Raw genomic sequence first — 22,991 nt, 5'->3', positions numbered from 1 at the left:
GAGCTACAGGTCCTTCGCGCAGGCGGCAGCGCTGGCCCACGCCCACTGGAAGTTGTAGCCGCCCAGCCAGCCGGTAACGTCGACCACCTCGCCGATGAAGTACAGCCCCGGCTGCCGGCTCGACTCCATGGTCTGCGAAGACAGTTCGCGCGTGTCCACGCCGCCGGCGGTCACTTCGGCCTTGCGGTAGCCCTCGGTGCCGGTGGGCGTGATCTGCCAGCGGCCGATGCGTTCGGCCAGCTGGACCAGCGCCCGGTCGGCCACCTCGTTGATGGGACGGGCCAGGCCGGCGTCCTGCGCCACCCATGCGTCCGCCAGGCGCGCGGGCATCCATTGCGACAGTTCGTTGGCGACCTGCTTGCGCGAACGTGCCTTGGCCTCGCGCAGGCGCGCCTCCTTCTCGACTTCGGGTGCGAAGTCGATCACCAGCGGCGTGCCGGCCTGCCAATAGCTGGAGATCTGCAGCACCGCCGGCCCGGACAGGCCGCGGTGGGTGAACAGCAGGTCTTCGTGGAAGCCGGCGCGCGACTTGCCGCTGCCGGTGGAAATGCCGACCGGCAGGGCCAGGCCGGCCAGTTGCGCGTACGGCGTCCAGGTGTCGCCGCCGAAGGTCAGCGGCACCAGCGCCGGCCGCGGCTCGACCACGCGCAGGCCGAACTGCGCCGCCAGCCGAAAGCCGAAATCGCTGGCGCCGATCTGCGGGATCGACAGTCCGCCGGTGGCGATCACCAGCCGCGGCGCGCGCAGCATGCCGCGCGACGTTTCGACCCGGTAGACGCCGTCTTCATGGCGAACCGATTGCACGCTGCACGGCTGCCAGTGCGTGACGCCGCCGGCCGCGCATTCGGCCAGAAGCATGTCGATGAGCTGCTGGGACGGGCCGTCGCAGAACAGCTGCCCCTTGTGCTTCTCATGCCAGGCGATGCCGTGGCGGTCCACCAGCGCAATGAAATGCTGCGGCGTGAATCGGGCCAGTGCGGAGCGGCAGAAATGCGGATTGCCGCCGATGAAGTGCCGCTGGGGCGCACGCGGGTCCAGGTCGCGGTTGGTGAAGTTGGCGCGACCGCCGCCCGAGATGCGGATCTTCTCGGCGATGCGCGGGGCGTGGTCGAGCACAAGCACCTTGCGGCCGCGCTGCCCGGCCTGCGCGGCGCAGAACAGGCCGGCCGCTCCCGCGCCGACGACGATGGCGTCGAAGTCGGCGCTCAAGCGGCGCGGGACGCGCGGGCGTCGGCTTTCAGCGGAACCGGCATCGCGTCGTGCTGCTGCAGCGCGGCCATGCCGTGCAGCACGTCCCCGACCACGATCACCGCCGGGCTGCCCAGGCCCGCGTCCGACAGGATCTCCTGCAGGCGTGCCAGCGTGCCCGACACGTGGCGCTGCGTGCGCAGCGTGGCGTGCTGCACCACCGCCACCGGCGTGTCGCCGGGCAGGCCGGCCAGCAACCCGTGCTGGATCTGCGCGGCGCCGGCCACGCCCATGTAGATGACCAGCGTCAGGCGGGCGGTGCGCGCGGCCTCGGCCAGTGCCGGCCAGTCGGTCGCCGGCCCTTCGGCAGCACCTGCCTTCGCATGACCCGTGACGAAGACGACGCCCTGGGCCCGGTCGCGATGCGTCAGCGGAACCTTCAGCGCGGTGACGGCCGCCAGTCCGGCGGTGATGCCGTTGACGACCTGGGCCTCGATGCCGGCCGCGCGCAAGTGCTCGACCTCCTCGCCGCCACGGCCGAAGATGAACGGGTCGCCGCCCTTGAGGCGCACCACGTGCTCGCCTTCGAGCACCGCGGCGATCATGAGTTTCTCGATGAACGCCTGCGGCGTGCTCTTGCAGCCGCCGCGCTTGCCGACGTGGATGATGCGCGCGCCCGGCCGTGCGTGGGCCAGGATGTCGTCGTTGACCAGGTCGTCCACCAGCAGCACGGTCGCCGCGCCGATCGCCTTGACAGCCTTGAGCGTGAGCAGTTCGGGATCGCCCGGGCCGGCGCCGACCAGGGTGCAACTGCCCGAAAGGGAGGAGGGGGAGGTATTCATGGGCTCATGGCGGCGGAGGCCGCCGCTGCGGGACTGGGCGTGCCGGCGCTGGCCGGGCGGGACGCGATCAGGCGGCACAGGCGTTCGACCTGCGCCACCTGGCGCGCAATGGCTTCGGGCACCGGCAGGCGGCCGTCCAGCACGTCGCGGGTATAGGCAGCGGTGCTGGCGGCGTCGATCGCCTCGGGCAGGCCGGGCACCTGATCCAGGGTGCCGGGAGCCTGCGCCTGCAACTCGATGCGTTCTCCCCGCACGTAGCCGTCCACCTGCGCGATGCGGCGCGGGTCGGCGGCGCTTTCACCTTCCAGCCCGCGCGAGAGCAGGGCATTCATGCCCAGCAGCCCGAAGGTCTGGACCATGGATTCGAGGTACGCCGGATGCGTGTAGCTGCTGAGCACCACGCTGTCGCCGGCGACCGGCTGCATGAGCTTGACCACGCTATGGCCCGGATTGCGAAGACCGACCACCTGGCGCACCGCCAGCAGGCGCTTCAGGCCGGGGTTGAGCAGGCCGGTGTCGATGTGGGCCACCTCGCCGGCGCGCAGCGCGCGCACCTGGCCCAGCGGCGCGACGCCGAGCAGTTCGAGCACCGCGCCGGCGGTCACCCGGCGCGCCTCGGTCTGCGTGCCGTGCAGCAGCACCGGATGTCCTTCGCGGGCCAGCAGCAGCGCGAGCAGCGGCGTCAGCACCGGGAGCTTGCGTGCCCCGTTGTAGCTTGGAATGACGATGGCCGCACGCCCGGCCGACCCCAGCCGCGCCATCCGCGCATGAGTGGCATCGAGGAAGCCGGCCATCTCCGCGGGTGTTTCGCCCTTGATGCGCATGGCCAGGCAGAAGGCGCCGATCTCCAGGTCGGTCACCGTGCCGTCGAGCACCTGGGCGAACAGGTCCTGCGACTGCGCACGGTCGAGCGGGCGCGCGCCGCGCGCGCCGCGTCCGATTTCCTTGATGTAGTGGCTGATACCCATGATGGTGCTGGCTGCGTCCGATTGTCCCGCAACCCTTATGCCAGATCGGCCAGGTGCTTATGCCCCGGCGTGGCATGCGGACTTGCGCCCGGGCCGGCGTCGCGGGCGCGCAGCATGCGGCGCAACTCGGGCACGCAGGAGCCGCATTGGGTGCCGCAGCGCAGGAGGCATCGAACTCAAGTCGGACTTCATCGCGCAGATGGGGAACTTGGTTGTGACACAAGGACATGGAGCAAGTCCCGTGCCCTGGTCCGGGGCGCCGCCTACACTTGCCGCCCATGTTGGTGCTGGGAATCGAATCGTCCTGTGACGAAACCGGGGTGGCGTTGGTGGACGTGCAGGGCCAGGCCCTGCCGCGCCTGCTGGGGCATGGGCTGCACAGCCAGATCGCGATGCACCAGGCCTACGGCGGCGTGGTGCCGGAGTTGGCCAGCCGCGACCACATCCGCCGCGTGCTCCCGCTGGCGCAATCGGTGCTCGAACAGGCCGGCCGAGGCCTGGACGAGATCGACGTGGTGGGCTACACGCGCGGGCCGGGCCTGGCCGGCGCGCTGCTGGTCGGGGCCGGCGTGGCCTGCGCGCTGGGGGCGGCCCTGGGCAAGCCGGTCCTGGGCGTGCACCACCTGGAGGGGCACCTGCTGTCGCCCTTCCTCAGCCAGGATGCGCCTGAATTCCCGTTCGTCGCGCTGCTGGTCTCGGGCGGCCATACGCAGTTGATGGAGGTCGAGGGCGTGGGCCGCTACGCCATCCTGGGCGAGACCATCGACGACGCCGCCGGCGAGGCTTTCGACAAGAGCGCGAAGCTGCTCGGCCTGCCTTATCCCGGCGGCCCGTGGCTGGCCAGGCTGGCGTTGCAGGGCGATGCGCAAGCCTTCAAGCTGCCGCGGCCCTTGCTGCACAGCGGCGACCTCGATTTCTCCTTCGCCGGCCTCAAGACCGCCGTGCTGACGCAGGTGCGGCGCCTCGGGGACGACCTGGAGGCGCGCAAGCACGACCTGGCCGCGTCCACCCAGGCGGCGATCGTCGAAGTGCTGCTGAAGAAGTCGATGGCTGCACTCGAGCGCACCGGCCTCAAGCGCCTGGTGGTGGCCGGCGGCGTGGGCGCCAACCGCAGCCTGCGGGAGCAGCTCGACGCGGCATGTGCGCGCCGTGGCGTGCGCGTGCACTACCCGGAGCTGGACCTGTGCACGGACAACGGCGCGATGATCGCCATGGCCGCGGCCATGCGGATCCAGTCGGGGCTGGAAGCCGCAGCGCCGCGCTACGCGTTCGACGTCAAGCCAAGGTGGCCGCTCGACGCGTTGCCGGCCGGCGCGGCGATCTAGGCGCGAGCGGGCCGATCGGACCGACCGGAATGCCTTCGGGCATGCCATCGGCCAGGCTGGGGCGGCGCTGGGCGGCGCTCGCCGAGACGGTCGCCATCGACGGCAGCGGCAGCACGTCCAGCATCTTGGTCCAGAGCTTGGACCACTGGGGCCAGTCATGGCCGCCTTCGGTGGTGAACACACGGTCGGACGGCAGTGCATCGGCGAGCAACTGGTGGTTCGGGGCGAACCGGTCGTCGAGCCCGAAGCCCAGGTACAGCGGCGGCAGGTGGCTGGCAGCCTTGCCGCCGTCGGCGTACTGCTGCAGCCAGGGCCACAGCTTGCGGTCGACCTCTTCGTCCGGCAGCGGGCCTTGCGGCGCCTTCCAGGCGCGCAGGCCGCCGGCCTTGCGTATTTCGTTGCCCAGCGGGCGTCGGCCCAAGTACGGTGCCAGCGTCACGATGCCGTCCACGATGCCGGGGCGGGCCAGTTCGTGGATCAGGGCGCCGAAGCCGCCGATCGAGATGCCCACCAGCCACAACGTCTTGTAGCCGCGTGCACGCTGCGGGGTGAGAACGTCGGTATCGAGCCGTTCTATGAATGTCTGGTCGTAGTAGTACGACACGTCGGCATGGACCAGCATCACGTCGGCCGCGAGATCGCGCTCACGCACGGCATCGACAAAGCCTTCCCGCTCGAAGTCTTCGGGCGCCAGGTAGGCCCCGGGCAGGAACACCATAAGTGTGTCGGAACGTGAGTTTTGTCTCACAGGAATGAGTTGCGTGTCCATTTGATTCATAGGTGACAACTTTCTCCGGCAGTTTTCGAGGTGCTGTCACGTCTCTTCTTGGGGACGCTCACTCTTGAAGGCGAAACAATCCTGCCTCAAACGTGACAAATGCCACGCTAATTGTGAGTGCGTTGTGCTGAAACTAAAAGCAATAAAAAGTTTCCAAGGCATGTTTGTGCAACGAAAAAAGCCCGCCGGCAGATGCCGGCGGGCTTTCTTGCGTGGGGCGCGGCCCCCGGGCGGGGGCGGGCTGGCGCGGGCTCGAACGGTCTCAGTTGATGGCGAGCTGGCTCACATTGCGCTCGGGCAGCTTCTTGCCGAGCTTGAGGCTCAGCACGCCGTTCTCGAGCTTGGCCTCGCTGGTTGCGACGTCCACCTCCAGGGGCAGTTCGTAGGCGGCCTTGAACTGGCGCTTGGCGTCTGCCTTGCTCTCGATACGAACGACAGCACCTTCGATGGCGATGCCGAGGTCCTCACGGGCCAGGCCCGGGACGTCGAGCGTCAGGGTCCAGCTTTTCTCGTCCTGCTCGAACTGGAAGCTACGCTGCGGCGCAGGCGCGAAGGCTTCATTGAAGAAGCGCTCGAAGCTGCGATCGAAAGTGCGCGGCGAGAAGGCACGGCTGCGGACGACGGTGGGTGCGAAGAACATGTTGAACTCCTATGCAAGTTGGATTGGCACATCGGGCCGCGGGTGCGTCCCTTACACTGCGCGGCCCTTCAACCATGAGTGCCGCCATGCACCCAACCTGGGAATGCGCGCGGTGCTTTTCAAGTCGATGTGCACTGGTTTTATTTCGCGACGCGGCCTCTTGAAATCGGGTCTCGCGACGCTATGTGCCTCGGCCGGCGCTGCCGGCCTGGCCGCCTCGCCGGCGGCGACGAACCTCTCGGCGGCAAGTCAGGCCGAGCCAATCAGGCTGGCGCTGGTGGAGAGTCTCAGCGGCGCCTTCGCCAACACCGGCGAAGCCGTGTGGCGCAACCTGCTGTGGGCAGTCGAGCGCGTGAACGAGCGCGGCGGTGTCGATGTCGGAGGGCGCATGCGTGCGCTCGCGCTGGAGCGCTATGACAGCAAGGGCCAGAACGAGGAAGCCCTGTCGGCGCTGCGCTCGGCCCTGGACGACGGCGCGCGCATCGTGCTGCAGGGCAATTCGTCGGCCATCGCGGCGGCGCTGATCGACGCGATCGAGAAGAACAACCAGCGCGATCCGAAGCGCCAGGCCGTCTTTCTCAACTACGCGGCGGTCGATCCGGCACTCACCAACGAGCGCTGCAGCTTCTGGCACTTTCGCTTCGACGCCCATGCCGACATGCGCATGTCGGCGCTGATGCAGGTGATTCGCGAAGACCACGCGTTGCAGCGGGTCTACCTCATCGGCCAGGACTACAGCTTCGGCCAGTCGGTGCTGCGTGAGGCGCGCCGGCAGTTGGGCGAAGTGCGTCCCGACGTGACGATCGTCGGCGATGAATTGCACCCGATGGGCCGGGTGAAGGACTTCGCGCCGTACGCCAGCAAGATCATGGCCAGCGGCGCGCAGGCGGTGATCACCGGCAACTGGGGCAACGACCTGACGCTGCTGGTCAAGGCCGCCCGCGAGACGGGCTTCACCGGCAAGTTCTATACGTTCTACGGCAATGCGCTTGGCGCGCCGGCGGCCATCGGCGATGCCGGCATCGGTCGCGTGATGGCGGTGGCGGACTGGCTGCCGAACGTGCAGACGCCGCAGTCGCAGGCGTTCTACCAGGCGTTCCGGGCGCGCTTTCCCAAGCCCGCTGACGACTATGTGCACATGCGCATGCAACTCATGATCGAGGCGCTGGCGCAGGCCCTGGCGCGCGCCGGCAGCACCGAGGCGCTGCCGCTGGCGCGCGCGCTCGAGCAGGCCGACGTCACCCTCGCAGGCCAGCGCGGCTTCATGCGGGCGGCGGACCACCAGTTCCAGCAATCGCTGGTGGTCGGCCAGATGGATCGGCAGGGCACGCCGGGCGTGCAGTTCGACGTGGAAGGGTCGGGCTACGGCTTCCGCGTGATCCGTAGCCTGACGCCCGAGCAGGCACAGTTGCCGACCACCTGCCGCATGACGCGGCCCTGAGCATCCACACCCATCCCACGGAATCGGAAAGACATGCGTCAAACCATTGAGAATCTGGAAGCCTCGCGCATCCGCGAGGTGGCCAATGCCGGCATCGGGCGCGACAACGTGCTGGCCTTCTGGTTCGGCGAGAGCGACGAGGTCACGCCGGATTTCATCCGCCAGGCCGCCATCGACTCGCTCGAGCGTGGCGAGACCTTCTACGCCCACAACCTCGGCCTGCCCGCATTGCGCGAGGCCGTCGCGGCCTACATGAGCGGCCTGCACCCGCGCATCGATGCGGGCCGCATCGCCATCACCTCCGGCGGCGTCAGCGCGCTGATGCTGGCGGTGCAGGCGCTGGTCGACGCCGGCGACGAGGTGGTCGCCATCACCCCCGTGTGGCCCAACCTCACGGCGCAGCCGGCCATCATGGGAGCGCGCGTGCGCTGCGTGCCCCTGGTGCCGCGCGGCGGCGAATGGGCGCTGGACCTGGACGCGGTCTGGGCCGCCGTCACGCCGCAGACGCGGCTGCTGATCGTCAACGCGCCGAATAACCCGACCGGGTGGACCCTCGGCCGCGCCGAGCAGGAGGCGCTGCTGGCGCATTGCCGCACGACCGGCACATGGATCCTGGCCGACGAGGTCTATGAACGCCTCTATTACGAGCCGACCGCCAACGGCTGTGCGCCCAGCTTCCTGGATGTGGCCGCGCCCGAGGACAGGCTGGTGGTGGTGCACAGCTTCAGCAAGAGCTTTCTCATGACAGGCTGGCGCCTGGGCTGGCTGGTGCTGCCACCGTCGCTGGTCGATGGCGTGGGCAAGCTGATCGAGTTCAACACTTCGTGTGCCAGCGTCTTCACGCAGCGCGCCGGCATCGTGGCCCTGGAACGCACGCAGGAGGTCACGCCGCGCGTCGTGGCCCACCTGCGCGAATGCCGCGACACGCTTGTGCCGTTGCTGCAGCAGATACCCGGGGTGCGCGTGGCGCCGGCGCGCGGCGGCATGTACGCGTTTTTCCAGGTCGAAGGCTTCGGCGACTCGTTGACGCTGGCCAAGCGTCTCGTGGCCGAGGCCGGCCTGGGCCTGGCGCCGGGTTCTGCCTTCGGGTCGGAAGGCGAGGGCTGGCTGCGCTGGTGCTTTGCGTCCAGGGACCTGGCGCGCCTGCGCGAAGGCGCGGCACGGCTGAAGGCCTGGCTGGCCGCGCAATGACGGCTGGCTGATCAGGCCACCGCGTCCGGCACGGCGCGCGCCTCCCGCAGCGCCCGGCCCCACCAGGCAAGATGGTCGAACAGCGCTTCCCGGCTGCGCGCGAGCTCTTCATAGGCCTCTAGCGGTGCGCCGTGGCGGCTGGCCTGCCGGAAGCACTCGCCGCTGATGTGCACGGCGGGCCGCAGCGGCGCCATTTCCAGTTCCACCGCCACGTTGCGCAGCTGTTCGATCGCACGCGCCGCGCCGAGCCCCCCGTAGCCGACGAACCCGATCGGCTTGCGGGCCCATTCCTCGCGCGCCATGTCGAAGGCGTTCTTCAGCGCCGCCGGCGGTCCGTGGTTGTATTCGGCCACGGTGGCGACATAGCCGTCGAAGCGGGCGAGCTGGCGCTGCCAGCCGGCGGCGATGGCCTGCGCCCCCGGCTCGCCCAGCAACGGGAGCGCCAGTCGGCGCAGGTCCAGGGTTTCCAGCCGCAGGTCGGTCCGGCGCGCGGCGGCGTGGGCAATCCAGCGGGCGGGCAGGTCGGCAAAGCGCTCGGCGCGGGTGCTGCCGACGATGAGGGCTATTCGAAGCATGGTTCTCCTTGATTTCGCTGAGGACATGGGAAGGAAGGAGACGCAGCCTAAAATCTCAACTTAAGTTGAGGTCAAGGGCGGCGCAGGGTCGCCCCGACGGACGCTGGGGGTATTTCGATGCAGGATGGCCACGGCACCGGCGACCGGATCGCCGGCGAACTGAGCGTGGGGGAACTGGCCGAGCGCAGCGGGGTGGCCGTCTCGACGCTGCACTTCTACGAGCGTGCCGGCCTGATCGGCAGCCGGCGTACCGCCGGCAACCAGCGTCGCTACGGGCGCGACGTGCTTCGCCGCGTGGCCATCATCCGGGTGGCCCAGCGCGTGGGAATTCCGCTGGCGGAGGTCGGCGACGCACTGGCGGCGCTGCCGCCCGGCAGGGCGCCGACGCGGCAGGACTGGGAAGTGTTGTCCTCCCGCTGGCACGCGGTGCTGGACGCGCGCATCCGCCAACTCGAGCAACTGCGCGATTCGCTCGGGGACTGCATCGGCTGCGGCTGCCTGTCCATCGACCGCTGCATGCTGCGCAACCCCGGCGACGCGCTCGGCCGGGCGATGGGGCCGGGCGCCCACAGGCTGGCGCCCAGGCCCTGACCGGGCCGGTTGGCCGCCCCGGTATATAATTGCCGGGCTTTGCCTCTCGCAAAGTCACACGGCGTGCGCAGTTCCAGCGCGCGTTCGCAAGTCAAACACACTCGGAACAAAGAAAGTCAAACCAAATGATCAATTTCGCCGCCAAGGCCGAGATCGTCAAGGACAACGCACGTGCTGCCAACGACACCGGCAGCCCCGAAGTGCAGGTCGCCATTCTCACGGCTCGCATCAACGAGCTGACGCCCCACTTCAAGACGCACGCCAAGGATCACCATGGCCGCCGCGGTCTGCTGCGCATGGTGAGCCGCCGCCGCAAGCTGCTGGACTACCTCAAGTCCAAGGACGCCGACCGCTACACCGCGCTGATCGCCAAGCTGGGTCTGCGCAAATAAGCGCCATTCGCATGCCGCAACGCCTGAGTTAGCCCGCTAGCTCAGGCGTTTTTTACTTCGGAGCTGCACCACAGAGCGAAGCTGTGTCATTCCAACGGGATCCGCCAGGGGCGGGTGGCGCTGGAATGGCATCGTGTTCTGGGCAAGCTGCTCCGGCCCCGCAGGCTCTTGCCGAGCCTGCCCACATCAAGGAGCAAACATGAGCCTCTTCAACAAAGTCACCAAGTCGTTCCAGTGGGGCGACAAGACGGTCGTCATGGAAACCGGCGAGATCGCCCGCCAGGCCGGCGGCGCCGTGGTGGTGGACATCGACGGCACCGTGGTGCTGGCCACGGTGGTCGCCTCCAAGAACCCGAAGCCGGGTCAGGACTTCTTCCCGCTGACGGTCGACTACATCGAGAAGACCTACGCGGCCGGCAAGATCCCGGGCAGCTTCTTCAAGCGCGAAGCCAAGCCCAGCGAGCTCGAGACCCTGACCAGCCGCCTGATCGACCGTCCGATCCGCCCGCTGTTCCCCGAGGGCTTCCTCAACGAAGTGCACGTGGTCGTCCACACGCTGTCGCTCAACCCCGAAGTCGACGCCGACATCGCCGCACTGATCGGCGTGAGCGCCGCCCTGTCGGTTTCCGGCATTCCCTTCAACGGCCCGATCGGCGCCGCGCGCGTGGGCTACATCAACGGCCAGTACGTGCTCAACCCCGGCAAGACGGCGCGCCTGGATTCGCAGATGGACCTGGTCGTCGCCGGCACCGAAGTCGCCGTGCTGATGGTCGAGTCCGAGGCGCAGCAGCTGTCGGAAGAAATCATGCTCGGCGCCGTGATGTTCGGCCACGAGCAGGCCCGCGTGGCCATCGAGGCCATCCACGCGCTGACCCGCGACGCCGGCAAGCCGATGTGGGACTGGCAGCCGCCGGCCAAGGACGAGGCTTTCATCGGCCGCGTCACCGCCCTGGCCGAGGAAAAGCTGCGTGCCGCCTACCAGGTGCGCAGCAAGCAGGGCCGCACCCAGGCGCTGCGCCAGGCCCAGGCCGACGTCCTGGCCGCGCTCGGCGCGTCGGGCGAGACGTTCGATGCCGTCAAGGTCGGCGACCTGATGTTCGAACTCGAAGCCAAGATCGTGCGCAGCCAGATCCTGGCCGGCGAGCCGCGCATCGACGGTCGCGACACCCGTACCGTGCGCCCGATCGAGATCCGCAATGCAGTGCTGCCGCGCACGCACGGCTCGGCCCTGTTCACGCGTGGCGAAACGCAGGCGCTGGTCGTCACGACGCTGGGCACCGAGCGTGATGCACAGCGCATCGACGCGCTGGCCGGCGAATACGAGGACAACTTCCTGTTCCACTACAACATGCCTCCCTTCGCCACCGGCGAAGTGGGTCGCATGGGCTCGACCAAGCGCCGCGAAGTCGGCCACGGCCGGCTGGCCAAGCGCGCCCTGGTGGCGGTGCTGCCGAAGAAGGACGAGTTCCCCTACACCATCCGCGTCGTCTCGGAGATCACCGAGTCGAACGGTTCCTCGTCGATGGCGTCGGTCTGTGGCGGCTGCCTGTCGATGATGGACGCCGGCGTGCCGCTGAAGGCGCACGTGGCGGGCATCGCCATGGGCCTGATCAAGGAAGACAACCGCTTCGCGGTGCTCACCGACATCCTGGGCGACGAGGACCACCTCGGCGACATGGACTTCAAGGTGGCCGGTACGACCAACGGCATCACCGCGCTGCAGATGGACATCAAGATCCAGGGCATCAACAACGAGATCATGCGCGTGGCGCTGGCACAGGCCAAGGAAGCGCGCATGCACATCCTGGGCAAGATGCAGGAGGCCATGGGCGAAGCCAAGACGGAGATCTCCAGCTTCGCGCCCAAGCTCTACACGATGAAGATCAACCCCGAGAAGATCCGCGACGTGATCGGCAAGGGTGGCTCGGTGATCCGCGCGCTGACCGAGGAGACCGGCACGCAGATCAACATCGACGAGGACGGCACCATCACCATCGCCGCCACCGACGGCGCGAAGGCCGAGGAGGCCAAGCGCCGCATCGAGCAGATCACCGCCGAAGTGGAAATCGGCAAGGTCTACGAAGGCCCGGTCACCAAGATCCTGGACTTCGGCGCGCTGATCAACCTGCTGCCCGGCAAGGACGGCCTGCTGCACATCAGCCAGATTGCGCACGAACGCGTCGAGAAGGTCACTGACTACCTGAGCGAAGGTCAGATCGTGAAGGTCAAGGTGCTCGAGACGGACGACAAGGGCCGCGTCAAGCTGTCGATGAAGGCGCTCGCGGAGCGCCCGGCCGGCATGCCCGAGGACGGGTATCGTGGCGACCGCGGCGACCGGGGTGATCGGGGTGATCGGGGTGATCGGGGTGATCGGGGCGATCGCGGTGATCGCGGCGAGCGCCGTGAACGCCCGCAGCGCGAAGACCGCCAGCCGCGCTTCGCCGGCAACGCCGGTGAAGCCCCCGAAGGCCCGGCCGGCGAGCAGCAGACGCTGCCGCGCAGCGAAGCCCATCCGGGCGAGCAGCAAGGCTGAAGCGGCGGGTCCCGTCGATTCGACGGGGCTGCGCGCATGCCTTCTTTGCCAACCCCAGGCCGCCCGCGCGAGAATCCGCCGGCGGCCTTGTCGCCAGAGAGATCATGAAAGCCATCGAGATTGCGTCCTATGGTGCACCCGACGTGCTGCGCCAGGTCGAGCGCCCGGATCCGACCGCGGGTGCCGGCGAACTGTTGATCCGCGTCGCTGCCAGCGGCGTGAACCGGCCCGACGTGCTGCAGCGCAAGGGCCACTACCCGGTGCCGCCGGGCGCCTCGGACCTGCCCGGTCTCGAAGTGGCCGGCGAAATCGTCGACGGCGACGCCGCTGCGATGCGCGAAGCCGGCCTCAAGGTCGGTGACCGCGTCTGCGCCCTGGTGGCTGGCGGCGGCTATGCGCAGCTGTGCGTGGCGCCGGTGGCGCAGTGCCTGCCGGTGCCCAAGGGCTGGAGCGACATCGAGGCAGCTTCGCTGCCCGAGACCTTCTTCACCGTGTGGAGCAACGTGTTCGACCGCGGCCGCCTGCAGAAGGGCGAGACCCTGCTGGTGCAGGGCGGCTCCAGCGGCATCGGCGTGACCGCCATCCAGCTTGGCAAGGCGCTGGGCGCGACGGTGATCGTCACCGCCGGCAGCGACGACAAGTGCGAGGCCTGCAAGCGCCTGGGTGCCGACCATGCCATCAACTACCGCGACACCGACTTTGCCGAGGAGGTCAAGCGACTCACCGGCGGCAAGGGCGCCGATGTGATCCTCGACATGGTTGCAGGCGACTACGTGGCGCGCGAAGTCACCTGCCTGGCCGACGACGGCCGGCTGGTGATCATCGCCATCCAGGGTGGCGTGAAGAGCGGGTTCGATGCCGGCCACGTGCTGCGCCGGCGCCTGACGATTACCGGGTCGACGCTGCGGCCGCGCCCGGTGGCCTTCAAAGGCGCCATCGCCAAGGCGCTGCGCGAGACGGTGTGGCCGCTTTTGGAGAGTGGCGCGGTGCGTCCGGTGATCCACAGCACGTTCGCCGCGGGCGGCGAGCCCACCGGCGCCAGCCAAGCCCACGTGCTGATGGAGTCGAATCAGCACATCGGCAAGATCGTCCTGGATTGGCAGGGGGCCTGACGACCCATGACGATGCACAAGAAAAAGCTGGTCGCCGGCAACTGGAAGATGAACGGCACCCTTGCCGCCAACGAGGCGCTGGTGAAGGCGCTGGTGGGCGGCCTGGACAGCCCGGCCTGCGACGTTGCCGTCTGCGTGCCTGCGCCGTACCTGTCCCAGGTTCAGTCGCTGGCCAAGGACAGCGCGATCGCGCTGGGCGCCCAGGACGTTTCCGCCCACGCCAGCGGGGCCTTCACCGGCGAGCAGTCGGCGGGCATGCTGCAGGAGTTCGGCGTGCGCTACGCCATCGTCGGCCATTCGGAGCGCCGCCAATACCACGGCGAGAGCGACGAGGCGGTGTCGGCCAAGGCGGCCATGGCGTTGCGGCATGGCATCACTCCGATCGTGTGCGTGGGCGAGACCCTGCAACAGCGCGAGGCGGGCCAGACCGACGAGGTCGTCAAGCGCCAGCTGGCCGCGGTGATCCATGACAACGGCCACTGCATCAGCGAGATCGTGGTGGCATACGAGCCGGTGTGGGCCATCGGGACCGGCAAGACCGCCACGCCCGAGCAGGCGCAGGCGGTCCACCATCTGCTGCGCGCCCAACTGCACCATGCGGCGGGCGACCATGCGGCAGGCATCCGCATCCTCTACGGCGGCAGCATGAATGCCGCCAATGCCGCGCAACTGTTGGCGCAACCCGACATCGACGGCGGACTGATCGGCGGCGCGTCCCTCAAGGCGCCCGACTTTCTGCAGATCATCGCCGCGGCGAACCAGGCCATGTCCGCGCCGCGCGCATGAGAGAAAAAGAAATCCGGAGTAAGAACGAATGAACGTGATGATGAATGTGCTGGTCGGCATCCAGATGCTGTCCGCCCTGGCCATGATCGGCCTGATCCTCCTGCAGCATGGCAAGGGCGCCGACATGGGCGCCGCCTTCGGCAGCGGCAGCTCCGGCAGCCTGTTCGGCGCCAGTGGCAGCGCGAACTTCCTGTCGCGCACCACGGCTGTGCTGGCGGTCGTGTTCTTCTGCTGCACGCTGGGCCTGGCCTACCTGGGCCATTCCCGCCCTGCCGCCGGCGGTGACAGCCTGCTCGAGCGCGCGGCGACCCAGCCGGCCGTGCCCGCGCCTGCGCCGGCCGCTCCCGCATCGGAAATTCCGTCGAACGCAGCGCCTTCCGCCGCGCCGGCGCCGGCCGATGCCACGAAGCCGGCAGGCGCCGCCGCCCCCGCGGCCGGCAGCGCCGACCAGATTCCGAGCAAGTGATGGTGTGATCTTGTGTGCAGTCGTGACGGAACGACTGTATTTCAGGGTAAACTCTAAAGCTGCCCGGAAAGCCAACGCCCAGAGTTAACACCTTGGGTCCTCATGCCATCCGGGCATACACAGACAGCCGTCGTGGTGAAATTGGTAGACACGCTATCTTGAGGGGGTAGTGGCGAAAGCTGTGCGAGTTCGAGTCTCGCCGACGGCACCAAATATCACTGGCAGGGAAGTCTTTCCTGCCAGTGGCAAGCGGTAAAGAACCCCCGATGACCCTCGATTCCTATCTCCCCGTCCTCTTGTTCATCCTGGTCGGAGTCGGTGTAGGAGTCGCACCGCAGCTCATCGGCTTCCTCCTGGGCCCCAATCGCCCGGACGACAAGAAGAACTCCCCATACGAATGCGGCTTCGAGGCTTTCGAAGATGCCCGCATGAAGTTCGATGTGCGCTACTACCTGGTCGCCATCCTCTTCATCCTGTTCGATCTTGAAATTGCATTTCTCTTTCCCTGGGCAATCGCGCTCAAGGAAATCGGCGCCGTCGGCTTCTGGGCCATGATGATTTTCCTGGCCATCCTCGTCGTGGGCTTCGTCTACGAGTGGAAGAAGGGCGCGCTGGACTGGGAATGACGAGGAACTACGCAAATGGCCATTGAAGGCGTCCTGAAGGAAGGCTTTGTCACCACCACGTACGACACGGTGGTGAACTGGGCCAAGACCGGCTCTTTGTGGCCGATGACATTCGGCCTGGCATGCTGTGCCGTCGAGATGATGCACGCGGGCGCTGCCCGCTACGACATCGACCGCTTCGGCATGCTGTTCCGCCCGAGCCCGCGCCAGTCCGACCTGATGATCGTGGCCGGCACGCTGTGCAACAAGATGGCGCCGGCGCTGCGCAAGGTCTACGACCAGATGCCCGAGCCGCGCTGGGTCCTGTCCATGGGGTCGTGCGCGAACGGCGGCGGCTACTACCACTACAGCTATTCGGTGGTGCGCGGCTGCGATCGCATCGTGCCCGTCGACGTCTACGTTCCCGGGTGCCCCCCGACGGCGGAAGCGCTGCTGTACGGAATCATCCAGTTGCAGCAGAAGATCCGCCGCACCAACACGATTGCGCGCGCCTGAGGGCCCCGCGCAAGGATGCCGATGATGAGCGATTTCGCAATTTCCCCCGAGGCCCTGCAGGCCACCCTCACCGAGGTGCTTGGCGCCAAGGCCAAGCGCGTGAGCGTGGCGCTGGGCGAGGTCAGCGTGGTGGTCGGCGCTGCCGACTACCTCGAGGTCGCGCGCATGCTGCGCGACGCGCCCGGCTGCCGCTTCGAGCAGCTGATCGACCTGTGCGGCATGGACTATTCCAGCTGGCGCGATGGCGAATGGGATGGCCTGCGCTTCGGCGTGGTCAGCCACCTGCTGTCGGTCAGTCTCAACCAGCGCGTGCGCCTGACGGTGTTCGCGCCCGACGACGACCTGCCGGTCGTCGATTCGGTCAGTGCCGTTTGGAACGCCGCGGTGTGGTTCGAGCGCGAGGCCTTTGACCTGTACGGCATCGTGTTCGAAGGCCACGAAGACCTGCGCCGGATCCTGACGGACTACGGCTTCATCGGCCACCCCTTCCGCAAGGACTTCCCGGTCTCGGGCCATGTCGAGATGCGCTACGACCCCGAGCAGCGGCGCGTGATCTACCAACCGGTGACCATCGAGCCGCGCGAGGTCACGCCCCGCGTGATTCGCGAAGACAACTACGGCGGTCTGCACTGACCCGCGGCTGAGCTCAATGGCTGAAATCAAGAACTACACACTCAACTTCGGTCCGCAGCATCCTGCAGCCCACGGCGTGCTGCGCCTGGTGCTGGAACTCGACGGCGAAGTCATCCAGCGCGCCGATCCGCACATCGGGCTGCTGCACCGTGCCACCGAGAAGCTGGCCGAGACGCGCACCTTCATCCAGTCGCTGCCCTACATGGACCGGCTGGATTACGTCTCGATGATGAGCAACGAGCACGCCTACTGCCTGGCCATCGAAAAAATGCTCGGGCTGGAAGTGCCGCTGCGCGCGCAGTACATCCGCGTCATGTTCGCCGAGATCACCCGGCTGCTGAACCACTTGCTGTGGCTCGGCGCGCACGGCCTCGATTGCGGCGCGATGAACATGCTCATCTACTGCTTCCGCGAGCGCGAGGACCTGTTCGATCTGTACGAGGCGGTGTCCGGCGCGCGCATGCATGCGGCCTACTTCCGCCCGGGCGGCGTCTACCGCGACCTGCCCGACAGCATGCCGCAGTACAAGGCAAGCAAGATCAGGAACGCCAAGGCGATCGCCAAGCTCAACGAGAACCGCCAGGGCTCGATGCTCGACTTCGTCGACGACTTCTGCAAGCGTTTCCCGAAGATGGTCGACGAGTACGAGACGCTGCTCACCGACAACCGCATCTGGAAGCAGCGCACCGTCGGCATCGGCGTGGTTTCTCCCGAGCGCGCGCTGAACCTGGGCTTCACCGGCGCCATGCTGCGCGGCTCGGGCGTCGAATGGGATCTGCGCAAGAAGCAGCCGTACGACGTGTACGACCGCATGGAGTTCGACGTCCCGGTGGGCAAGACGGGCGACTGCTACGACCGCTATCTGGTGCGTGTCGAGGAGATGCGCCAGGCCAACCGGATCATTGCGCAATGCTCGACCTGGCTGCGCAACAATCCGGGGCCGGTGATCACCGACAACCACAAGGTGGCCCCGCCTTCGCGCGAATCCATGAAGGCCAACATGGAAGAGCTGATCCACCACTTCAAGCTCTTCACTGAAGGCTTCCACGTGCCGCCGGGCGAGGCCTACGCGGCGGTGGAGCACCCGAAGGGCGAGTTCGGCATCTACCTCGTGAGCGACGGTGCCAACAAGCCGTACCGACTGAAGATCCGTGCGCCCGGCTTCGCCCACCTGGCGGCCCTGGACGAGATGTCGCGCGGCCACATGATCGCCGATGCCGTGGCCGTGATCGGCACCATGGACATCGTGTTCGGCGAGATCGATCGATGAGTGAACACATGAATACCGACCAGGCCAGCACCCAGGCGCCGCTGTCGGCGGCGACGCTCGAGCGCTTTGCGCGCGAGGTGGCCAAGTACCCGCCCGGCCAGCAGCAGTCCGCCGTGATGGCCTGCCTGGCGATCGTGCAGCAGCAGGATGGTTTCGTGAGCGTCGCGCGTGAGCGCGAGGTGGCCGAGTACCTCGGCATGCCGCCGATCGCCGTGCACGAGGTCACCACCTTCTACAACATGTACAACCAGCAGCCGCTGGGCAAGTTCAAGCTCAACGTCTGCACCAACCTGCCGTGCCAGCTGCGCGATGGCCAGCGGGCGCTGCATCACCTCGAGAGCAAGCTGGGCATCCGCATGGGCGAGACGACCGCCGATGGCCTGTTCACGCTGCAGCAAAGCGAATGCCTCGGCGCCTGCGCCGACTCGCCGGTGATGCTCGTCAACGACCGCACCATGTGCAGCTTCATGAGCGACGACAAGCTGGACCAGTTGGTCGATGGCCTGCGCGCCAGCGTCGAAGGAAAAGCGTCATGATGAGTGCCGAACAAGTCCTGGCCCAGTTCCAGGCGACGGGGGTGCAGACCTGCTTCCATGATCGCCACATCGAGCCGCAGATCTATGCCGGGCTCGACGGCACCAACTGGCGCCTGGCCGACTACGAGGCGCGCGGCGGCTACAAGGCGCTGCGCAAGATCCTGACCGAGGGCCTGACCCCCGACCAGGTGATCGCCGAGGTCAAGACCTCCGGCCTGCGCGGCCGTGGCGGCGCGGGTTTCCCGACCGGCCTGAAGTGGAGCTTCATGCCGCGCCAGTTCCCCGGGCAGAAGCACCTGGTGTGCAACTCGGACGAGGGCGAGCCGGGCACCTGCAAGGACCGCGACATCCTGCAGTTCAACCCGCACATCGTGATCGAGGGCATGGCCATCGCTGCCTACGCGATGGGCATCAGCATCGGCTACAACTACATCCACGGCGAGATCTTCCAGACCTACGAGCGCTTCGAGGAAGCCCTGGAAGAAGCCCGCGCCGCCGGCTATCTCGGCGACAAGATCATGGGCAGCGGCTTCAATTTCCAGCTGCATGCCGCGCATGGCTTCGGCGCCTACATCTGCGGCGAGGAAACCGCGTTGCTCGAGTCGCTCGAGGGCAAGAAGGGCCAGCCGCGCTTCAAGCCGCCGTTCCCGGCCAGCTTCGGCCTCTATGGCAAGCCGACGACGATCAACAACACCGAGACCTTCGCCGCGGTGCCCTGGATCATCAACAACGGCGGCCAGGCCTACCTTGAATGCGGCAAGCCGAACAACGGCGGCACCAAGATCTACTCGGTCTCGGGCGACGTCGAGCTGCCGGGCAACTACGAAGTGCCGATGGGCACGCCGTTCGCCAAGCTGCTCGAGCTCGCCGGCGGTGTGCGCAAGGGTCGTACGCTCAAGGCGGTGATCCCGGGCGGTTCGTCCGCGCCGGTGCTGCCGGCTTCCATCATGATGGAATGCACGATGGACTACGATTCCATCGCGAAGGCCGGCTCCATGCTGGGCTCGGGCGCGGTCATCGTGATGGACGACAGCCGCTGCATGGTCGAGTCGCTCAAGCGGCTGTCGTACTTCTACATGCACGAGTCCTGCGGCCAGTGCACGCCGTGCCGCGAAGGCACCGGCTGGCTCTGGCGCCTGGTCGACCGCATCCACCGGGGCGAGGGCAAGGCCACCGACATGGACCTGCTCAACTCGGTGGCCGACAACATCCAGGGCCGCACCATCTGCGCATTGGGCGATGCCGCCGCGATGCCGGTGCGCGCCATGATCAAGCACTTCCGGCACGAGTTCGAGGCAATGATCCCCGGCTACGTTCCCAAGGCAACGGCCAAGGTCTGAGACCGGAAAAGAACCCATGGTTGAAATCGAACTCGACGGCAAGAAGGTGGAAGTCGCCGAAGGCAGCATGGTCATGCATGCGGCCGACAAGGCAGGCACCTACATTCCACACTTCTGCTATCACAAGAAGCTTTCCATCGCGGCCAACTGCCGCATGTGCCTGGTCGACATCGAAAAGGCACCCAAGCCGATGCCGGCCTGCGCCACGCCGGTCACGCAGGGCATGATCGTTCGCACCAAGAGCGACAAGGCGATCAAGGCCCAGCAGTCGGTGATGGAGTTCCTGCTCATCAATCACCCGCTCGACTGCCCGATCTGCGACCAGGGCGGCGAATGCCAGCTGCAGGACCTGGCCGTGGGCTACGGCGGCTCGTCCTCGCGCTACGACGAGGAAAAGCGCGTCGTCTTCCACAAGGACGTGGGTCCGCTCATCAGCATGGAAGAGATGAGCCGGTGCATCCACTGCACCCGCTGCGTGCGCTTCGGCCAGGAAGTCGCCGGCGTGATGGAGCTGGGCATGTCGCACCGCGGCGAACATTCCGAGATCGAGACGTTCGTCGGCGACTCGGTCGACTCCGAGCTGTCGGGCAACATGATCGACATCTGCCCGGTCGGTGCGCTGACGAGCAAGCCGTTCCGATACAGCGCCCGCACGTGGGAGCTGTCGCGCCGCAAGTCGGTGAGCCCGCATGATTCCACTGGCGCCAACCTGATCGTGCAGGTCAAGGGTGGCCGCGTGATGCGCGTGGTGCCGCTCGAGAATGAAGACGTCAACGAGTGCTGGATCGCCGATCGCGACCGTTTCTCCTACGAAGCGCTCAACGGCCCCGAGCGCCTCACGCAGCCGATGCTCAAGCAGGGCGGCCAGTGGCAGGCCGTCGACTGGCAGACCGCGCTCGAATACGTGGCCAATGGACTCAAGCAGATCAAGGCCGACCACGGCGCCGCCAGCATTGGCGCGCTGGTGAGCCCGCACAGCACGCTGGAAGAGCTGATCCTGGCCGGCCAACTGGTGCGCGGACTGGGCAGCGACAACATTGATCACCGTTTGCGCCGGGCGCAGTTCGGCGCCGACGAGGGCGTGCGCTGGCTGGGCACTTCCATCGCCTCGCTGTCGACCCTCCAGCGCGTGCTGGTGGTCGGCAGCAATCTGCGCAAGGACCATCCGCTGTTCGCGCAGCGCATCCGCCAGGCGGTGCGCAAGGGCGGGGCGCTCAGCGTGATCACCTCGCAGGACCTGTTCGCCGACCGCGACGCCTGGGCCATCCAGGTGGCACAGGCTGCCGTGGTCGAGGCAGATCAATGGGTTTCCGTGCTCGGCCGCGTTGCCGCCGCCGTGGCGCAATCCAAGGGCGTGGCCGCGCCGTTGGCTGGCGTCGAAGCGGATGACGCCGCGCGCGCCGTTGCCGATTCGCTGCTGGCCGGCGAGCGCAAGGCGGTGCTGCTGGGCAATGCCGCGGCGCACCATGCGCAGGCCGATGCGCTGCTGGCGCTGGCCAACTGGATCGGCGCCGAGACCGGCGCCACGGTGGGCTACCTGACCGAAGCCGCCAACACCGTGGGCGCGCAGTGGGTGGGTGCTCAACCTCAGCGTGACGGCCTCAATGCCGCGCAGATGCTGGCAGGCGGCCTCAAGGCCGCGCTGCTGGTCAACGTCGAGCCCGCGTTCGACGCGGCGGGCGGCGCGGCTGCCGCCGACGGCGTGGCCAAGGCGCAGATGGTCGTGACGCTCAGCCCCTTCAAAGCCAATCTCGACATCAGCGACGTGCTGCTGCCGATCGCGCCGTTCTCCGAGACTCCGGGCACTTTCGTCAACGCCGAAGGCCGCGTGCAGAGCTTCCACGCGGTGGTCAAGCCCATGGGCGAGACCCGGCCGGCATGGAAGGTCCTGCGCGTGCTCGGCAACCTGCTGGGGCTGTCCGGCTTCGAGTATGAGAGCACGGCTGAAGTGCTCCAGGCAGCCGGCGTGGCCGGCCAGGTGCCTGCCAGCCGTCTGGGCAATGCCACCGCGGCCGCGCCGGCGCTGGTCCAGCAGCCTCAGCCCGCTCCGGTGGTTGCAAGCATCTATCAGCTCGACGGCATCGTGCGACGTGCGCCTTCGCTGCAACTGACGGCCGATGCGCGCCGCGCCCGCCAGGCAGGTGCTGCCGCAGGCGCCAACGCCGAGGAGGCCCTGGCATGATCGACTCGATCTACGGCTTCGGCCAAGGCCTGGCTTCTGCAGGCTGGTGGACCGGTATCGCGTGGCCCGTCATCTGGACGCTCATCAAGATCGTCATCGTGGTCATCCCGTTGATGCTGGCGGTGGCCTACCTGACGCTGTGGGAGCGCAAGGCGATCGGCTTCACGCAGATTCGCGTGGGTCCCAACCGCATCGGCCCGATGGGCCTGCTGCAGCCCATCGCCGATGCGCTCAAGCTGATGACCAAGGAGATCATCGCGCCGACGGTGGCCAACAAGGGCCTGTTCTTCCTCGGCCCGATCATGACCATCATGCCGGCGCTCGCCGCGTGGGCGGTCATTCCCTTCGGCCCCGATGTGGCGCTGGCCAACATCAACGCCGGTCTGCTGTTCGTGATGGCCATCACTTCGCTCGAGGTGTATGGCGTGATCATCGCCGGCTGGGCGTCGAACTCGAAGTACGCCTTCCTGGGCGCGCTGCGTGCCTCGGCACAGATGGTGAGCTACGAGATCGCCATGGGCTTCTGCTTCGTGGTGGTCCTGATGGTGACGGCCAGTCTCAACATGACCGACATCGTGACCAGCCAGGGCAAGGGCCACTTCGCCTCGATGGGCGTGGGCTTCCTGTCGTGGAACTGGCTGTCGCTGCTGCCCATCTTCCTCGTGTACTTCATCTCCGGCCTGGCCGAGACCAACCGCCACCCCTTCGACGTGGTGGAAGGCGAGTCGGAAATCGTCGCCGGCCACATGATCGAGTACTCGGGCATGAGCTTCGCCATGTTCTTCCTGGCCGAGTACGCCAACATGTGGCTGGTCTCGATCCTGTGCGTGGTCATGTTCCTCGGCGGCTGGCTGCCTCCGTTCGACTTCCTCTCCTTCATCCCGGGCTGGATCTGGCTGGGCATCAAGACCTTCTGCGTGGTCACGATGTTCCTCTGGGTTCGCTCGACGTTCCCGCGCTTCCGCTATGACCAGATCATGCGCCTGGGCTGGAAGATCTTCATTCCGGTCACCCTGGTGTGGCTGGTGGTGGTCGGTGCCTGGATGCAGACCCCCTTCAACATCTGGAAATGACGGGAAGA

At 67.5% G+C, this 22,991-nt stretch carries 23 protein-coding genes, 1 tRNA gene and 1 pseudogene; 18 read left to right on the top strand and 7 right to left on the bottom strand.

The annotated features are described in order from the left end of the window. Positions 1–3: 3 nt before the first annotated feature. The 4 genes and pseudogenes from VES41_RS11360 to VES41_RS24235 form a co-directional block, all read right to left on the bottom strand. Positions 4–1,209, bottom strand: coding sequence for an NAD(P)/FAD-dependent oxidoreductase (locus VES41_RS11360; RefSeq protein ID WP_324816657.1), 1,206 nt, complete (start codon positions 1,207–1,209; stop codon positions 4–6). Continuing rightward, the gene (gene cobA, locus VES41_RS11355) at positions 1,206–2,030 is read right to left on the bottom strand and encodes a uroporphyrinogen-III C-methyltransferase (RefSeq protein WP_324816655.1); all 825 of its coding nucleotides are present in this window, start codon (positions 2,028–2,030) and stop codon (positions 1,206–1,208) included. Before cobA ends, VES41_RS11360 begins: the two co-directional genes overlap by 4 nt. Further along, positions 2,027–2,998, bottom strand: a complete 972-nt coding sequence (gene ybiB, locus VES41_RS11350) for a DNA-binding protein YbiB (RefSeq protein WP_324816653.1) — start codon at positions 2,996–2,998, stop codon at positions 2,027–2,029. The genes cobA and ybiB overlap by 4 nt, the downstream gene beginning before the upstream one ends. Before the next feature lie 35 nt (positions 2,999–3,033). Next, positions 3,034–3,162 (bottom strand): annotated as a pseudogene (locus VES41_RS24235) ((2Fe-2S)-binding protein); the annotation flags it as partial. Between the two features lie 114 nt (positions 3,163–3,276). Here VES41_RS24235 and tsaD point away from each other — a divergent pair. Continuing rightward, entirely contained in the window at positions 3,277–4,323 is a 1,047-nt protein-coding gene (gene tsaD / locus VES41_RS11345; protein WP_324816652.1) for a tRNA (adenosine(37)-N6)-threonylcarbamoyltransferase complex transferase subunit TsaD, read from the top strand. On the opposite strand, the gene VES41_RS11340 is transcribed toward tsaD, so the two are convergent. Both VES41_RS11340 and VES41_RS11335 read right to left on the bottom strand, forming a co-directional pair. Then, positions 4,274–5,041 (bottom strand): alpha/beta hydrolase, encoded by a 768-nt coding sequence (locus tag VES41_RS11340; protein WP_324816651.1) that lies wholly within the window; start codon positions 5,039–5,041, stop codon positions 4,274–4,276. The two genes, tsaD and VES41_RS11340, sit on opposite strands and share 50 nt — an antisense overlap. A 322-nt stretch (positions 5,042–5,363) precedes the next feature. After that, positions 5,364–5,741: an Hsp20/alpha crystallin family protein gene (locus VES41_RS11335; RefSeq protein WP_324816649.1), complete on the bottom strand. Its 378-nt coding sequence runs from the start codon at positions 5,739–5,741 to the stop codon at positions 5,364–5,366. A 127-nt stretch (positions 5,742–5,868) separates the two neighbouring features. Here VES41_RS11335 and VES41_RS11330 point away from each other — a divergent pair, with 127 nt between their 5' ends. Further along, entirely contained in the window at positions 5,869–7,182 is a 1,314-nt protein-coding gene (locus VES41_RS11330; protein ID WP_324817010.1) for a branched-chain amino acid ABC transporter substrate-binding protein, read from the top strand. Between the two features lie 33 nt (positions 7,183–7,215). Continuing rightward, entirely contained in the window at positions 7,216–8,373 is a 1,158-nt protein-coding gene (locus VES41_RS11325) for a pyridoxal phosphate-dependent aminotransferase (protein ID WP_324816648.1), read from the top strand. A gap of 11 nt (positions 8,374–8,384) precedes the next feature. Here VES41_RS11325 and VES41_RS11320 read toward each other — a convergent pair whose 3' ends face one another. After that, positions 8,385–8,948 (bottom strand): NAD(P)H-dependent oxidoreductase, encoded by a 564-nt coding sequence (locus VES41_RS11320; RefSeq protein ID WP_324816645.1) that lies wholly within the window; start codon positions 8,946–8,948, stop codon positions 8,385–8,387. A gap of 117 nt (positions 8,949–9,065) precedes the next feature. Between VES41_RS11320 and soxR the strand changes: the two genes are divergently transcribed. The 15 genes from soxR (at position 9,066) to nuoH (ending at position 22,983) form a co-directional block, all read left to right on the top strand. After that, positions 9,066–9,539 carry a redox-sensitive transcriptional activator SoxR gene (soxR, locus tag VES41_RS11315; RefSeq protein ID WP_324816644.1) on the top strand — a complete coding sequence of 158 codons (474 nt, stop codon included), beginning with the start codon at positions 9,066–9,068 and terminating at the stop codon, positions 9,537–9,539. 125 nt (positions 9,540–9,664) lie between these two features. Then, entirely contained in the window at positions 9,665–9,931 is a 267-nt protein-coding gene (gene rpsO / locus VES41_RS11310; RefSeq protein WP_324816643.1) for a 30S ribosomal protein S15, read from the top strand. Positions 9,932–10,130: 199 nt separating this feature from the next. Next, positions 10,131–12,464: a polyribonucleotide nucleotidyltransferase gene (pnp, locus tag VES41_RS11305; protein WP_324816641.1), complete on the top strand. Its 2,334-nt coding sequence runs from the start codon at positions 10,131–10,133 to the stop codon at positions 12,462–12,464. A gap of 104 nt (positions 12,465–12,568) precedes the next feature. Beyond that, the gene (locus VES41_RS11300) at positions 12,569–13,576 is read left to right on the top strand and encodes an NAD(P)H-quinone oxidoreductase (protein WP_324816639.1); all 1,008 of its coding nucleotides are present in this window, start codon (positions 12,569–12,571) and stop codon (positions 13,574–13,576) included. A gap of 6 nt (positions 13,577–13,582) precedes the next feature. Beyond that, entirely contained in the window at positions 13,583–14,362 is a 780-nt protein-coding gene (gene tpiA / locus VES41_RS11295) for a triose-phosphate isomerase (RefSeq protein WP_324816637.1), read from the top strand. A 28-nt stretch (positions 14,363–14,390) separates the two neighbouring features. Further along, entirely contained in the window at positions 14,391–14,828 is a 438-nt protein-coding gene (gene secG, locus VES41_RS11290; protein WP_324816636.1) for a preprotein translocase subunit SecG, read from the top strand. A gap of 126 nt (positions 14,829–14,954) precedes the next feature. Then, positions 14,955–15,039: transfer RNA gene (locus VES41_RS11285), tRNA-Leu, on the top strand. Between the two features lie 55 nt (positions 15,040–15,094). Then, a complete protein-coding gene (locus VES41_RS11280) occupies positions 15,095–15,454 on the top strand; it encodes an NADH-quinone oxidoreductase subunit A (RefSeq protein WP_324816635.1) in 360 nt (119 codons plus the stop codon). A gap of 15 nt (positions 15,455–15,469) precedes the next feature. Further along, entirely contained in the window at positions 15,470–15,949 is a 480-nt protein-coding gene (locus tag VES41_RS11275; protein ID WP_068644562.1) for a NuoB/complex I 20 kDa subunit family protein, read from the top strand. A gap of 24 nt (positions 15,950–15,973) precedes the next feature. Beyond that, the gene (locus VES41_RS11270) at positions 15,974–16,582 is read left to right on the top strand and encodes an NADH-quinone oxidoreductase subunit C (protein ID WP_324816633.1); all 609 of its coding nucleotides are present in this window, start codon (positions 15,974–15,976) and stop codon (positions 16,580–16,582) included. A 16-nt stretch (positions 16,583–16,598) separates the two neighbouring features. After that, positions 16,599–17,852 (top strand): NADH-quinone oxidoreductase subunit D, encoded by a 1,254-nt coding sequence (locus VES41_RS11265; protein WP_324816631.1) that lies wholly within the window; start codon positions 16,599–16,601, stop codon positions 17,850–17,852. Continuing rightward, positions 17,849–18,388, top strand: coding sequence for an NADH-quinone oxidoreductase subunit NuoE (nuoE, locus tag VES41_RS11260; RefSeq protein WP_414719099.1), 540 nt, complete (start codon positions 17,849–17,851; stop codon positions 18,386–18,388). Before VES41_RS11265 ends, nuoE begins: the two co-directional genes overlap by 4 nt. Next, the gene (nuoF, locus tag VES41_RS11255) at positions 18,388–19,728 is read left to right on the top strand and encodes an NADH-quinone oxidoreductase subunit NuoF (RefSeq protein WP_324816629.1); all 1,341 of its coding nucleotides are present in this window, start codon (positions 18,388–18,390) and stop codon (positions 19,726–19,728) included. Before nuoE ends, nuoF begins: the two co-directional genes overlap by 1 nt. A 16-nt stretch (positions 19,729–19,744) precedes the next feature. Then, complete coding sequence (gene nuoG, locus VES41_RS11250; protein WP_324816628.1) at positions 19,745–21,910, top strand: NADH-quinone oxidoreductase subunit NuoG; 2,166 nt, start codon at positions 19,745–19,747, stop codon at positions 21,908–21,910. After that, a complete protein-coding gene (gene nuoH, locus VES41_RS11245; protein WP_324816626.1) occupies positions 21,907–22,983 on the top strand; it encodes an NADH-quinone oxidoreductase subunit NuoH in 1,077 nt (358 codons plus the stop codon). Before nuoG ends, nuoH begins: the two co-directional genes overlap by 4 nt. Positions 22,984–22,991 lie beyond the last annotated feature (8 nt).

It is taken from the genome of Variovorax sp. (assembly GCF_035634955.1).
Taxonomy (GTDB): Bacteria; Pseudomonadota; Gammaproteobacteria; order Burkholderiales; family Burkholderiaceae_C; genus Variovorax.
This window is presented reverse-complemented; position numbering and strand designations above follow the sequence as displayed.